Raw genomic sequence first — 13,755 nt, 5'->3', positions numbered from 1 at the left:
CACGCTGCCGCGGAAAACGGAGGGCGCGCGTCACATGAAGCGCACCGTGCAAAAACAAAATGCCTGCATCAGTGGAACTGACACAGGCATCTTGCTGAACGACCGGCCGATTACTTACGCAGACCCAGCTTTTCGATCAGTGCGCGGTAACGATCCGCGTCCTTACCTTTCAGGTAGTCGAGCAGCTTGCGACGGCGGCTCACCATGCGCAGCAGACCGCGGCGGCTGTGGTGATCTTTCGCGTGTGCCTTGAAGTGAACGGTCAGTTCGTTGATGCGGGTCGTGAGCAGCGCGACCTGAACTTCGGGGGAGCCGGTGTCGTTAGCTGCGCGTGCGAATTGCGCGACGACTTCGGACTTCTTGCTTGTTTCAACTGCGGACATATCGATTTCCTTGAGAACTAGACAGGCGGTCACGGAAGAAAGGCCGTGCCGTGGGTTACCCGTGTGCATTGAAGCCGCTATCACAACGGGACGCGTATTGTAGCACAGCCCCATCAGGCCGCGAACCCCGCTGTGCCGGGCCGGATCATGAACTTTTCGCCGTTGCCGACGAGGGGTTTCACGGACGTTTCATCCTGCAAACGGTCGGCGGCACGGTGCGCTCGGAGGACAACGCGAGCACCGTGCGGAAGCCATAACCGGACCCTTCGTTATCGAAACGCACCCCCGGCTTGCCGGCCTTGTCCATTTCCATCACGTAAAGGGGCTGGATGAGTTGATGGTCGTCCGCGCGCATCCACGATGGATGGAAGCCGTTGTCGAACCTGATCCCTTCGAGCGCGCGAGCGACGGCCGTCGGGTCGGCACTCCCGGCGCGCTTCATGGCGGCGGCCAGGGTTTCGATCATCGACGCCATGCGCAGCACCGGGTAATCGTCCTGCGCCGCCGGGAAACGGGTTCGAAACGCGGCGTACCAGGCGTCCGAGGCCGCGCCGCCAGCGTTCGGATGCCAGTCGGCGACCGCGATCACGTGCCCGACCCCGGCGTCGCCCAGCGCGGCGGGCGCGCCGAGACTATTGCCGTAGAACGTGTAGAACTTCGTATCGAGCCCCTGCTCCCTCGCCGCCTTGACGAGCAGCGTGAGATCGTTGCCCCAATTGCCCGTGACGACCGCGTCCGCCCCGCTCGCGCGGATCTTGGCGATGTACGGCGCGAAGTCCTTCACGCGTCCGATCGGATGGAATTCGTCGCCGACCACCGCGATGTCCGGACGCTTCACCGCCAGCGTCGAACGCGCGAGGCTGCTCACGTCGTGACCGAAGCTGTAATCCTGGTTCAGCAGATAAACCTTCTTCACCGCCTTGTCGCGCTGGATCACGTCGGCCAGCGCGTCCATGCGCATGCCCGCATGCGCGTCGAAGCGAAAGTGCCAGAAACTGCAATTGGCGTTGGTCAACGCGGGGTCGTCGGCGGAATAATTGAGGAACAGTTCGCGGTTGCCCGGCTCGCGGCTGTTGTGCTTGTCGATCGCGCCGATCAGCGCGGCGGCGACAGCCGAACTGTTGCCTTGCATGACGTAGCCGATGCGGCGGTCGGCGGCCGCGCGCAGTTGCGTGAGCGCCTCTTCGGCGCTGCCCTTGCTGTCGAACACCACCAGTTCGAACGGATGCGCGCCGTCGGCGAGCGTCACGCCGCCACGCGCGTTCACCTGTTCGACGCCGTATCGCAGGTTGCGCTCCACCGCGGCGCCCGCGTTCGCGAACGGGCCGGACATGCCTTCGATCAGCGCCAACTGGATCGGCGCCCCCGTGGCCTTGCTCGCCGGGTTGCCCACCGGCTTGCCTGCCGGATTGACCGCGGTTTCGCCCGCTGCATAAGCCGCGGCAGCCACCATCATCGCCGCCAGCGTTGCTGCCGCCCGTTGCCACTTCGCCATCGTGATTGCCCCGCTCGAAAACGTCGAAGCGCGGATCATAGGGCGGGCAAGATGGAATAAGCAAGCCGGCGAATCCGTTATCGTGCCTACCCGCCGGCGGCGAATGACGTGCCGGTCTTTCGCCGCGGCGCGTGTCAAAATAATGCGTCTCGATGATAAAAACCGCCACTAACACGCCATCGGAGGAATCCATGTTCAACCGCCACCACTTCACGGCGGACTCGATCGGAGCGACGGCCGCCGCACGCGTGCGCCGCGCGGCGCTCGTCTGCCTGAGCGCGCTGGCGCTCGCGGGCTGCGCGCAGCCGTGGCAGCAATTTCAGCAAGGAGCGGACGCATCGACCATCGTCGCCCGTCTCGGTCCGCCGCGCGAGAGCTACGACTTGCCGAACGGCGGCAAACGGCTCATGTGGCCCACGCAGCCGATGGGCGAAACCACCACCGCCGCCGACATCGACGCCACGGGCAAGATCGTCAGCGTGCGCCAGGTGCTGCAGCCCAACGAGTTCTATCGCGCGGAAATCGGCAAGTGGACCAAGAGCGACGTGCTGGTGAACTTCGGCCGCCCGGTCGAAACCGCCTACTTCCCGCTCATGAAGCGCGAGGTCTGGACCTACCGCTATCTGGAAGACAATGTCTGGTACATGATGTACAGCTTTTATTTCGACGACCAGGGCATCGTGCGGCTCACGCAGAAAACGCCGGATCCGTTGCACGATCCTAATCGCCGCAATCTTTTTTGAACCTGCGTTTCAAGCCACTTTGACGCGCTGCGCATCTTTGTGCGAATGCCGCCTCCCCAGGCGGCATTTTTTTATTCGCCGCGCATCGCAACGAATTTTTTTCGCGCACAGAGGATTATTTTTTTGATAGAAAGGCTTTCGTAAGCATTGAATCGGTGGCAGTCCAGTCCCGGCATTGCCCGGGCGCAACCGCGGACTCGCCCTCGAATCGATGCGCCCCACTTACGGAGCCGCTAACCGATGAACCGTCCCAAACGCCTGCTGGTCGCCAACGTCGCATGGGCGCATGAAACCGCCGCGCGCAACCCTCAGTTTTTCCGTGATCTGGTGCAAGGCCAGAATCCGCACGTGCTGTGGATCGGCTGCTCGGACAGCCGCGTGCCCGCCGAAACCATCACCCACTGCGAACCGGGCGACCTGTTCGTCCACCGCAACATCGCCAATCTCTTCGATCCCGACGACGACAACTCCGGAAGCGTCCTCGAATACGCCGTGCGCGTCCTCAAGGTCGGCCACGTGATCGTCTGCGGACACTACGGATGCGGCGGCGTGCGCGCCTCGCTGCTGCCGCCGGAGCCGAGCCTGCCGCATGTGAACCGGCGCATCGCGCCGCTGTGCGCGCTCGCGAGGACGCATCGCGAGGAACTGGATGCGCACCCCAGCGAGCGCGAGCGTGTCGACCGCCTCGCGGAACTGAACGTGCTCGAACAGGTACGCCAGTTGCGCGCGAGCCCGATCGTGCAGCAAGCCGACCCCGCGCCGCTCGTGCACGGCTGGATCTTCGCGCTGGAGGACGGCCGCATCAAGGTGCTCACATCCGGCTACGAAGCCGACGATGCGATGACCTGCACGACAGCCGCGCATAGCGCCGCGTAATCCGCGGAGTTCACCGCCTTTTCCGCACCGGTGCCGCCCCCGATCCAAGGGGCGCGCCGGGCTCTACCCCATTACCGCACGGACACCATGAACCTTCGAGCTTTCTTCTCTACGTTTCAGCGCGACCTGCTTGCGGGCATCGTCGTATTTTTCGTGGCGCTGCCGCTGTGCCTCGGCATCGCCAATGCGTCGGGCGTCGAGCCGTTCGCCGGGCTCGTATCGGGCATCGTCGGCGGGCTGGTGGTCGCCGTACTGAGCGGCTCGCGCCTGAGCGTGAGCGGACCGGCTGCGGGCCTCGTCGTGATCGTCGTCGACGGCATCGCGCAGCTCGGCAGCTTCCCCGCTTTCCTCGCCGCGGTGCTGCTCTCCGGCATGATCCAGTTCGGCTTCGGCATGCTCAAGGCCGGCCGGTTTGCCGCGTATGTGCCGTCGCCGGTCATCAAGGGCATGCTCGCGGCGATCGGCATATTGCTGATCATCAAGCAGTTTCCGCTTGCGCTCGGCCTCTTCGGCACCTCCGCTGCTGCCGGCTCCCCAGCGGCGGCAGCGGTGGCCCCCGGCACGATGATGACGCCGTTCGGCACGATCTCGCTCGCGGCGTGCTTCATCACGTTGCTGTCGCTGGCGATTCTGGTCGGCTGGGAAACGCGTGCAATGCGCCGCTTCGCCGTGGTGCGCCTCGTGCCCGCGCCGCTCGCGGTGGTGCTGCTCGGCATCGGCGCGACCTTGCTGCTCGGCCTGCTGGCGCCGTCGCTCGCGCCGCCCGCCGAACATCGCGTCGCGCTGCCGCCGCTGGAATCGTTCGCCGCATTGCAGGTCGCGCTCGAATGGGCGGACTTCGGCCCGCATTTCGCGCAACTCGTCAATCCCGATGTTTGGCGTGTCGCCATCACGTTGGCGATCGTCGCGAGTCTCGAAACCCTGTTGAGCCTCGAAGCCGTCGAACAGATCGATCCCGAGCGACAGCCGGCCGCGCCGGATCGCGAACTGAAGGCGCAAGGCGTGGGCAATCTGATCGCCGGCGCAATCGGCGGCTTGCCGATCACCGCGGTGATCGTGCGCAGTTCGGCCAACGTGTATGCGGGTGCGCAAAGCCGGCTTTCGGCGATCATCCACGGTGTGTTGCTGCTCGTCAGCGTGTTTGCGCTCACCAGCGTCATCAACCTGATTCCGCTGGCCTGCCTCGCGGCGATCCTGATTTTCACGGGACTGAAGCTCGCCAAGCCGTCGCTGTTCGTCGCCATCGCGAAGCAAGGCTTTGCGCCGTTCGTGCCGTTCATCGTGACGCTGGCCGGCGTGCTCATGACCGATCTGCTGATCGGTATCGTGCTCGGCGTGCTGTGCAGCGTGCTGCTCGCGCTGTATGCGAATCTGCGCAGCCCGATCGTGCTCGCGCAGCACGGCGATCACTATTTGCTGACCTTCCGCAAGGACGTGTCGTTTCTCGCCAAGGTGCCGCTCAAGCACTATCTGCAGCAGATTCCCGATGGCGCAACCCTGATCGTCGACGCGACGCGCGCTGACTTCGTCGATCACGATGTGCGCGAGTTGCTCGACACGTTCGCTGAAGAAGCGCCGCCGCGCGGAATCGCCGTGGAAGTGCGGCATCAGGTGCGGACGCAGGCACGCGCGGCGCGCGGGTGGTCGATGCGGCGAGCAGCGACGGAGTAACGCGCGCGCGACGTCCGCCTTCAAGTGAAAAAGCCCCGCGCCTGTTTGACGGCGCGGGGCTTTGTCCGACCTTGTCTAATACGGATCGGAAACCACGCGATCCACACGCGGCGCTCAGATCACTCCGAGCGTTGCGGATTCAGTTTATCCACGTTCGAATACAGCTTGTTGAGCGCCGAGATATACGCCTTCGCCGAAGCCGCGACGATATCCGGATCCGTACCCACGCCGTTGACGATGCGTCCGCTCTTCGACAGGCGCACGGTCACTTCGCCTTGCGCCTGCGTGCCGGTGGTGATCGCGTTCACCGAGTACAGCAGCAACTCGGAACCGCTGCCCACTTCCGTTTCGATCGCATTGAGCGTGGCGTCCACCGGACCGTTGCCGCGCGCCTCGCCGGTGACTTCCTTGCCTTCCACCGAAAAGACGATCTTCGCGTGCGGCTGCTCACCGGTTTCCGAATGCTGCGACAGCGACAGGAACTTGTAGTGCTCCTTCTCCTGCGCTTCGGCGGACTCTTCGGTCACGATCGCGATGATGTCCTCGTCGAAGATTTCCGACTTGCGGTCGGCCAGTTCCTTGAAACGCGCGAACGCCGTGTTCAATTCGCCTTCGCTGTCGAGCGCGATGCCCAGTTCCTGCAAGCGCTGCTTGAACGCATTGCGGCCCGACAGCTTGCCGAGCACGATCTTGTTCGCGCTCCAGCCCACGTCTTCGGCACGCATGATTTCGTACGTGTCGCGCGCCTTCAGCACGCCGTCCTGATGGATGCCCGATGCATGCGCGAACGCATTCGCTCCGACCACGGCCTTGTTCGGCTGCACGACGAAACCCGTGATCTGCGACACCAGCTTCGAGGCCGGCACGATCTGCGTCGTATCGAGACCGAGTTCGAGGCCGAAGTAATCCTTGCGCGTTTTCACCGCCATCACGATTTCCTCGAGCGACGTGTTGCCCGCGCGCTCGCCGAGACCGTTGATCGTGCATTCCACCTGACGCGCGCCGCCGATCTTCACGCCGGCCAGCGAGTTCGCCACCGCCATGCCGAGGTCGTTATGGCAATGCACCGAGAACACAGCCTTATGCGAGTTCGGAATGCGTTCGCGCAGCGTCTTGACGAGCTGGCCGTAGAGTTCCGGCACGCCATAACCGACTGTATCCGCGATGTTGATGGTGGTCGCGCCTTCGGCGATCACCGCTTCGAGCACCCGGCACAGGAAGTCCATGTCGGAGCGGCTGCCGTCTTCCGGCGAGAACTCGACGTCGTCCGTGAACTTGCGGGCGAAACGCACCGCCAGCTTCGCCTGTTCGAACACCTGGTCCGGCGTCATGCGCAGCTTCTTTTCCATGTGCAGCGGCGACGTTGCGATGAACGTGTGGATGCGGAAACGATCCGCGGGCTTGAGCGCGTCGGCGGCGCGCTGAATGTCCTTGTCGTTCGCCCGTGCGAGCGAACAGATCGTGCTGTCCTTGATGAGGCCGGCGATCGTGTGAATCGAATCGAAGTCGCCGTTCGAACTGGCCGCGAAGCCCGCTTCGATCACGTCCACTTTCATCCGTTCCAGTTGCTTCGCGATCCGGATTTTTTCTTCCTTCGTCATCGACGCGCCGGGCGATTGTTCGCCGTCGCGCAAGGTCGTGTCGAATATGATCAGTTTGTCGGACATCTCTGGGCTCCTCGGGAGTCGTTCAATTGTGGGAATGGAAGAGTGGAATCTGGCGTTTGCGCCACCGCTGGCGACGCTTGTATCGCGGACGAGGCGGACGGAAGGCGAAAAACGATCAGCGTGAAAAACGCACCGGCTTTAGCACGCCTCGCCGGGGTTCGCCGCCGCCGTTCGGTGCGGTTGGCATTGCAGGACTCGCGTTTCGATCGAGCGGGGAGCGTGAACGCATCATCCAACGACTATAGCGGCATTCCAACCACCGTGCAATTGGCGTCATACCCGCGTCCAGACGGCGCTGGAGGCGGACTCGGAGGCACGCTCGAACCAACGAAAACGGCGGCTGGAAGGCCGCCGTTGTTTCATCTGCCGATCAGCTTGCCGACACGCGCAAGACCGCGCGCGCCGACCTGACCTCTCCTAATCCCCCGTTACCGAGCGGGCGGGATTCCCTCTGCCGCGCAGCGCCTGATAGCCCCAAAACACATAGCCCGACAGACCGTACAGCACGAACAGGCCGAACAGCATCAGCGGCGGGTCGGACGACACCAGCACGAACGCGACCACCACCAGCAGGATCACGCCGAACGGCACGCGATGTCGCACGTCGAGCGCCTTGCCGCTGTAGAACGGCGCGTTCGACACCATCGTCACGCCGGCATAAATGGTGAGCACGAACGCCACCCACGGCAGCCACACGAGCTTGAGCGGCACGCGGTTATCGGTGGCGAGCCACACGAAACCGGCGATCAACGCCGCCGCCGCCGGGCTCGGCATGCCCTGGAAGAAACGCTTGTCGACCACGCCGATGTTCGTGTTGAAGCGCGCGAGACGCAGCGCCGCGCCCGCGCAATAAACGAACGCCGCGAGCCAGCCCCAGCGGCCCAGATCCTTCAGCACCCACTCGTACATCACGAGCGCGGGCGCGACGCCGAACGACACCATGTCCGACAGGCTGTCGAACTGCTCGCCAAAGGCGCTTTGCGTATGCGTCATGCGGGCAACGCGCCCGTCCATGCCGTCGAGCACCATCGCCACGAAGATCGCGATGGCCGCGACTTCGAAGCGCACGTTCATTGCCTGCACCACGGCAAAGAAACCGCAGAAAAGCGCCGCCGTGGTAAACGCGTTCGGCAGCAGATAAATGCCGCGCTTTCTCAGGAACTGCTGACGCTGCGCGCGCCGGCTTTCGACCACCGGCGACTCCGCCACGATCGGCTTGTTGCGGCGAAACGGGCGCGGCAGCGGTCCACTGCTGCGCGGGCGACGCGGTTTGAATGCGGCCATTCGGAAACCTCCTGGGTGCCGCTTAGAGTTCAGCGAGAATCGTGGACGACGCCGAAACCTTCTCGCCGATCGACACTCGCGGGCGGCTGCCGACCGGCAGATACACGTCGACACGCGAACCGAAACGGATGAACCCGTACCGTTGACCACGCGTGAGCGGCTCACCCGCCCGTACGTAGCAAAGAATGCGCCGCGCGATCAACCCGGCGATCTGCACCGATGTAACCGTCTGGCCGCCGGCCATTTCGATCACCACCGCATTGCGCTCGTTTTCGACCGACGCCTTATCTACCGCGGCATTCAGATACGCGCCGGGGAAATATTCGACCTTGGAGATCGCGCCGTCCACCGGCGAGCGTTGCGAGTGAACGTTGAAAACGTTCATGAACACGCTGATCTTCAGCGCTTCGCGGTTCGCATAGGGATCGTGCGCGGTTTCCACCGCGACGATGCGGCCGTCCGCCGGGCACAGCACGGCATTCGCCTGGGTGGGGATCGGACGCGCCGGATCGCGGAAGAACTGCACGACGAAGATCAGAATCAGCCAGAAGAGCCACGCAATGCCGAACCCCGCGAACGCGTGAACCAGTAAGGCGACAACGGCCGCGATGGCGATGAACGGCCAGCCTTCTCGCGCGATGATCGGATGAGGGTAATTCATGGATGGCTTCTGTGTTTTTGTAAAACCGTAGGATAGCAAAAGCCGTCCAGGGTTCAGCACCCTTGGACGGCTTTTTGATGTGTCCGGCTTGCGGCGGTGCGCCGCAGCGGACAAAAGCGACAACCGGCTTAGTTCTTCGACTGATCGACCAGCTTGTTCTTCGCGATCCACGGCATCATCGCGCGCAGCTTCGAACCGACCTGCTCGATCTGATGCTCGGCCGTCAGACGGCGGCGCGATTGCAGCGTCGGCGCGCCGGCCTTGTTTTCGAGGATGAAGCTCTTGGCATATTCGCCGGTCTGGATGTCGGTCAGCACGGCCTTCATCGCCTTCTTCGTTTCAGCCGTCACGATACGCGGACCCGTCACGTATTCGCCATATTCGGCGTTGTTCGAGATCGAGTAGTTCATGTTGGCGATGCCGCCTTCGTAGATCAGGTCGACGATCAGCTTCAGTTCGTGCAGGCACTCGAAGTACGCCATTTCCGGCGCATAGCCCGCTTCAACCAGCGTTTCGAAGCCGGCCTTGATCAGGTCGACCGTACCGCCGCACAGCACGGCTTGCTCGCCGAACAGATCGGTTTCCGTTTCTTCGCGGAAATTCGTTTCGATGATGCCGGCACGGCCGCCGCCGTTCGCCGCTGCGTACGACAATGCGATGTCACGTGCCGCGCCCGACTTGTCTTGCGCAACCGCGATCAGGTGGGGCACGCCGCCGCCTTGCGAGTAGGTGCCGCGAACCGTGTGGCCCGGCGCCTTCGGCGCGATCATGATCACGTCGAGGTCGGCACGCGGAATCACTTGACCGTAGTGCACGTTGAAGCCGTGCGCGAAAGCCAGCGCAGCGCCCTGCTTGATGTTGGCGTGCACTTCCTTCGCATAGACTTCGGCGATCTGCTCGTCCGGCAGCAGCATCATGACGACGTCCGCGCCCTTGACGGCTTCCGCCACTTCCTTCACTTGCAGGCCGGCGTTCTCCGCCTTGCTCCACGATGCGCCGCCCTTGCGCAGACCGACCGTCACCTTGACGCCGCTTTCGCTCAGGTTCAGCGCGTGCGCATGGCCTTGCGAGCCATAGCCGATGATGGTGACTTGCTTGCCCTTGATGAGGGAGAGGTCGGCGTCCTTGTCGTAGAAAACTTTCATGTCGGTTCCTTGGCTAGATTCGATGATTCAGTGAAATTCAAATACCGCGAATGTTGTGTTGCTTTGGCCGGGTTCATGCAGGCACGGCCCGGCCTGTGGATCGAGACGGTATGAACGCTCGCGCGTCATACCTTCAGAATGCGCTCGCCGCGGCCAATGCCCGAACTGCCCGTGCGGACCGTTTCGAGAATCGCCGTGGAGTCGAGCCCTTCGATGAAGGCATCGAGCTTGTCGCTCGCGCCCGTCAGTTCGATCGTGTAGGTCTTTTCGGTGACGTCGATAATGCGGCCGCGGAAAATATCCGACATCCGCTTCATCTCCTCACGCTCCTTGCCGACCGCCCTCACCTTGATCAACATCAGCTCGCGCTCGATGTGGGCGCCCTCGGTAAGGTCGACCACTTTCACCACCTCGATCAGGCGGTTCAGATGCTTCGTGATCTGTTCGATCACGTCGTCCGAGCCAATGGAGACGATGGTCATGCGCGACAGCGAATGGTCTTCAGTCGGAGCCACCGTCAAGGTTTCAATGTTGTAGCCGCGTGCCGAGAAGAGACCGACCACGCGTGACAACGCGCCCGGTTCGTTTTCCAGCAGGACGGAAATGATGTGTCTCATGTTTCGCTTCTTCCAGATGTTTTGTCGATGTATGCGAGCCGTTCGCGCCGCTTCGTCCGCGTTTGCCTTTCGTGAAGGCGAGCATGACGAAGCCGGCGTCGGAAACGCTCGTTATAGATCTTCCGAACCCATGAGCATCTCGGTGATGCCCTTGCCGGCCTGAACCATCGGCCAGACGTTTTCGGTCGGATCGGTCTGGAAGTCGAGAAACACCGTGCGATCTTTCAGGCGCAGCGCTTCCTTCAGCGCCGGTTCCACGTCCGCCGTGCGTTCGATACGCATGCCGACGTGGCCGTAAGCCTCGGCGAGCTTGACGAAATCCGGCAGCGCATCCATGTACGAATGCGAGTAGCGCTTGCTGTATTCGATCTGCTGCCACTGGCGCACCATGCCCAGATAGCGGTTGTTCAGCGAAATGATCTTCACAGGCGTCTCGTACTGCTTGCAGGTCGAGAGCTCCTGAATGCACATCTGGATCGAGCCTTCGCCCGTGATGCAGAGCACGTCGTCGTCCGGGTGCGCCATCTTCACGCCCATCGCCGCCGGCAGGCCGAAGCCCATCGTGCCGAGACCACCGGAATTGATCCAGCGGCGCGGCTTGTTGAAGCGATAGAACTGCGCGGCCCACATCTGGTGCTGGCCGACGTCGGAACACACGAAGGCATTGCCGTCGGTCAGCTCCCAAGCCTTTTCCACCACGTACTGCGGCTTGATGATGTCGCTCTTGCGGTCGAACTTCAGGCAGTCTTTTGCGCGCCAGGCTTCGATGTCCTTCCACCAGTCGGCGAGCGCCGCGGTGTCGGGGCCGTGCTCGGCCGTTTGCAACTGCTCGATCAGCTCCTTCAGCACTTCCTTCACGTCGCCGACGATCGGAATGTCGACCTTGACGCGCTTGGAGATGGAGGAAGGATCGATGTCGATATGGATGATCTTGCGCGGACGCGACGCGAAGTGCGCCGGGTCGCCGATCACGCGGTCGTCGAAGCGCGCGCCGATCGCGATCAGCACGTCGCAGTGCTGCATCGCCATGTTGGCTTCGTAGGTGCCGTGCATGCCGAGCATGCCGAGGAACTTCTTGTCGCTCGCACGGTAGCCGCCCAAGCCCATCAGCGTGTTCGTGACGGGGTAGCCGAGCAGATCGGCGAACTGGTTCAGCTCACGCGACGCGTCCGCGAGGATGATGCCGCCGCCGGTGTAGATGTACGGGCGCTTCGCCGACAGCAGCAAGGCGACCGCCTTGCGGATCTGGCCGGAGTGGCCCTTCGTGACCGGATTGTAGGAACGCAGCGACACGCTCTTGAGCGGCTCGTACTGGCAAGGCGTTTTCGACACGTCTTTCGGAATGTCGATCAGCACCGGGCCGGGCCGGCCGGTACGGGCAATGAAGAAAGCTTTCTTGACGGTGGCCGCGAGATCGCGCACGTCCTTCACGAGGAAGTTGTGCTTCACGCAGGGACGCGTGATGCCAACCGTATCGCACTCCTGGAACGCGTCCTGGCCGATCGCCCCAGTCGGCACCTGGCCGCTGATCACGACCATCGGGATCGAATCCATGTAGGCGGTGGCGATGCCGGTCACCGCATTGGTGACGCCGGGGCCGGAGGTCACGAGGCACACACCGACCTTGCCGGTGGAACGCGCATAAGCGTCGGCGGCGTGAACCGCGGCCTGCTCGTGACGCACGAGAACGTGCTGGAACTTGTCCTGCTTGTAGAGCTCGTCGTAAATGTAGAGTACCGAGCCGCCGGGATAGCCCCAGATGAATTCGACGTCTTCGTCGGCCAGTGCCTTCATGAGCACGGTGGCGCCGATAGAGTCGGCTTCGGGATGGGGGGTCGTATCCGACGTGGAGAATTCCGCGCTGGGCATATTCATTTATTCACCTTTCGAATTTTCGGCAAAAAATTGATCGGGTGCTCTCTGCCGGGCTTGTGGCTCGGGTTCAAGCGGCGCGTCCAGTTGACAGGTGAGCTTCTTGGGCCACACCTCAATTGAGACAAGTCACTTATGTTGCGAACCAGCGAAGATATCTGCTGACGCCCGCGCGGTCAAGCAAATATTGCCGCAGCGTCCTGTCCCCAGTCCCGATATTGACCGGCGCGCTGTTATAGAGATGCAAGGTCGATCACGTTTCGCCCCGGCCGGCGCAAAAATTTGTTAGCATCCGCGAGTTTTACGACATTTTTCGACCGATTACGCGCACGCTCGCTGCGCCGACCCCCAACGGATGGCATCAGACAAGGAACTCGCCGATTTTCTGGCGGGCGTCGAAAGGCGCGCATTCAAGCAGACGGTCTACGCCGTGCGGGACGACGACGCCTCGCTCGATATCGTGCAAGACGCGATGATCAAGCTCGCCGAAAAATACGGCGACCGCCCGGCCGCCGAATTGCCGCTTCTGTTTCAGCGTATTCTGCAGAATGCGATGCACGACTATTTCCGTCGTGCCAAAGTGCGCAATACTTGGGTTAGTCTGTTTTCCTCGCTCGGCAACGCCGACGACGACGAATTCGACCCGCTCGAAACCTTCGAGGCCCAGCAAGGTTCGGCGGGCGCCGAGAGCAACGAACAGAAACTCGAACGCGAACAGGTCTTGCAGTCGATCGACGACGAGATCCAAAAGTTACCGGCACGTCAACGGGAGGCGTTTCTCATGCGTTATTGGGAAGATATGGATGTCGCCGAGACTGCCGCCGCGATGGGCTGCTCCGAAGGCAGTGTGAAAACGCACTGCTCGCGGGCCACCCACACGCTGGCGCAAGCGCTCAAGGCCAAAGGAATCACGCTATGAGCTCCCTCGAAACCAAAGAACTCGAGTTCGCCCGCCAGGTGCGCCGCGCGCTCGACGAAAACGCCGCCCGCATTCCGTCCGCCACCGTCGATCGACTCGCCGCGGCGCGCCATGCCGCGCTCGCCCGCAAGAAGCCCGAAACCGTGAGCGCGCCGGTGCTCGTGCCCGCGTTCGCCGGCGCGGGCATGCCGCAGCTCGACACCCCGCAGCGCCGCCGTTCGCCGCTGCGCCGCTTCGCGCTCGCGTGGCCGCTCGCCGCGCTGGTGGCGAGTCTCATCGGCATCGCCTACTGGGAAGACCAGCAGCGCACCGCCGAGCTCGCCGATATCGATGCCGCCATGCTTAGCGACGACCTGCCGCTCAATGCCTATCTCGACCACGGCTTCAACGCGTACCTTTCACGCGCCCACTGAGCGGGAGAT

Annotated in this window: 13 protein-coding genes; 5 read left to right on the top strand and 8 right to left on the bottom strand. The window is 62.9% G+C overall.

Annotated features, from left to right (window positions below; translation table 11 throughout):
• Positions 1 to 110 precede the first annotated feature (110 nt).
• Both rpsO and ACOCG7_RS17250 read right to left on the bottom strand, forming a co-directional pair.
• The gene (rpsO, locus tag ACOCG7_RS17255) at positions 111 to 383 is read right to left on the bottom strand and encodes a 30S ribosomal protein S15 (protein WP_073429571.1); all 273 of its coding nucleotides are present in this window, start codon (positions 381 to 383) and stop codon (positions 111 to 113) included.
• Positions 384 to 561: 178 nt separating this feature from the next.
• Positions 562 to 1,878, bottom strand: coding sequence for a branched-chain amino acid ABC transporter substrate-binding protein (locus ACOCG7_RS17250; protein WP_073429595.1), 1,317 nt, complete (start codon positions 1,876 to 1,878; stop codon positions 562 to 564).
• 191 nt (positions 1,879 to 2,069) lie between these two features.
• Between ACOCG7_RS17250 and ACOCG7_RS17245 the strand changes: the two genes are divergently transcribed.
• The 3 genes from ACOCG7_RS17245 (at position 2,070) to ACOCG7_RS17235 (ending at position 5,168) form a co-directional block, all read left to right on the top strand.
• Positions 2,070 to 2,621, top strand: coding sequence for a hypothetical protein (locus tag ACOCG7_RS17245; RefSeq protein WP_073429570.1), 552 nt, complete (start codon positions 2,070 to 2,072; stop codon positions 2,619 to 2,621).
• 240 nt (positions 2,622 to 2,861) lie between these two features.
• Positions 2,862 to 3,497: a carbonic anhydrase gene (locus ACOCG7_RS17240; protein ID WP_073429569.1), complete on the top strand. Its 636-nt coding sequence runs from the start codon at positions 2,862 to 2,864 to the stop codon at positions 3,495 to 3,497.
• An 87-nt stretch (positions 3,498 to 3,584) separates the two neighbouring features.
• Positions 3,585 to 5,168: a SulP family inorganic anion transporter gene (locus ACOCG7_RS17235; RefSeq protein WP_073429568.1), complete on the top strand. Its 1,584-nt coding sequence runs from the start codon at positions 3,585 to 3,587 to the stop codon at positions 5,166 to 5,168.
• Positions 5,169 to 5,287: 119 nt separating this feature from the next.
• Here ACOCG7_RS17235 and ACOCG7_RS17230 read toward each other — a convergent pair whose 3' ends face one another.
• From ACOCG7_RS17230 to ACOCG7_RS17205, 6 genes are all read right to left on the bottom strand, one after another.
• Complete coding sequence (locus ACOCG7_RS17230; protein ID WP_083085180.1) at positions 5,288 to 6,835, bottom strand: 2-isopropylmalate synthase; 1,548 nt, start codon at positions 6,833 to 6,835, stop codon at positions 5,288 to 5,290.
• A gap of 417 nt (positions 6,836 to 7,252) precedes the next feature.
• Positions 7,253 to 8,119, bottom strand: a complete 867-nt coding sequence (gene pssA, locus ACOCG7_RS17225; RefSeq protein ID WP_073429566.1) for a CDP-diacylglycerol--serine O-phosphatidyltransferase — start codon at positions 8,117 to 8,119, stop codon at positions 7,253 to 7,255.
• A gap of 22 nt (positions 8,120 to 8,141) precedes the next feature.
• Positions 8,142 to 8,780, bottom strand: coding sequence for a phosphatidylserine decarboxylase (locus ACOCG7_RS17220; RefSeq protein ID WP_073429565.1), 639 nt, complete (start codon positions 8,778 to 8,780; stop codon positions 8,142 to 8,144).
• Positions 8,781 to 8,908: 128 nt separating this feature from the next.
• Positions 8,909 to 9,925 carry a ketol-acid reductoisomerase gene (gene ilvC / locus ACOCG7_RS17215; RefSeq protein ID WP_073429564.1) on the bottom strand — a complete coding sequence of 339 codons (1,017 nt, stop codon included), beginning with the start codon at positions 9,923 to 9,925 and terminating at the stop codon, positions 8,909 to 8,911.
• A 125-nt stretch (positions 9,926 to 10,050) separates the two neighbouring features.
• Positions 10,051 to 10,542 (bottom strand): acetolactate synthase small subunit, encoded by a 492-nt coding sequence (gene ilvN / locus ACOCG7_RS17210; protein ID WP_073429563.1) that lies wholly within the window; start codon positions 10,540 to 10,542, stop codon positions 10,051 to 10,053.
• A gap of 111 nt (positions 10,543 to 10,653) precedes the next feature.
• Positions 10,654 to 12,417 (bottom strand): acetolactate synthase 3 catalytic subunit, encoded by a 1,764-nt coding sequence (locus tag ACOCG7_RS17205; RefSeq protein WP_083085182.1) that lies wholly within the window; start codon positions 12,415 to 12,417, stop codon positions 10,654 to 10,656.
• A 352-nt stretch (positions 12,418 to 12,769) separates the two neighbouring features.
• On the opposite strand from ACOCG7_RS17205, the gene ACOCG7_RS17200 reads away from it, so the two are divergent.
• Both ACOCG7_RS17200 and ACOCG7_RS17195 read left to right on the top strand, forming a co-directional pair.
• Positions 12,770 to 13,333, top strand: a complete 564-nt coding sequence (locus ACOCG7_RS17200; protein ID WP_073429561.1) for an RNA polymerase sigma factor — start codon at positions 12,770 to 12,772, stop codon at positions 13,331 to 13,333.
• Positions 13,330 to 13,746 (top strand): DUF3619 family protein, encoded by a 417-nt coding sequence (locus ACOCG7_RS17195; RefSeq protein WP_073429560.1) that lies wholly within the window; start codon positions 13,330 to 13,332, stop codon positions 13,744 to 13,746. The genes ACOCG7_RS17200 and ACOCG7_RS17195 overlap by 4 nt, the downstream gene beginning before the upstream one ends.
• Positions 13,747 to 13,755 lie beyond the last annotated feature (9 nt).

Origin of the sequence: Paraburkholderia sp. DD10 (assembly GCF_049177125.1) — a bacterium.
Taxonomy (GTDB): Bacteria; Pseudomonadota; Gammaproteobacteria; order Burkholderiales; family Burkholderiaceae; genus Paraburkholderia; species Paraburkholderia terricola.
Note: the sequence above shows the minus strand (reverse complement) of the source record. Positions and strands in the feature narration are given on the sequence as shown.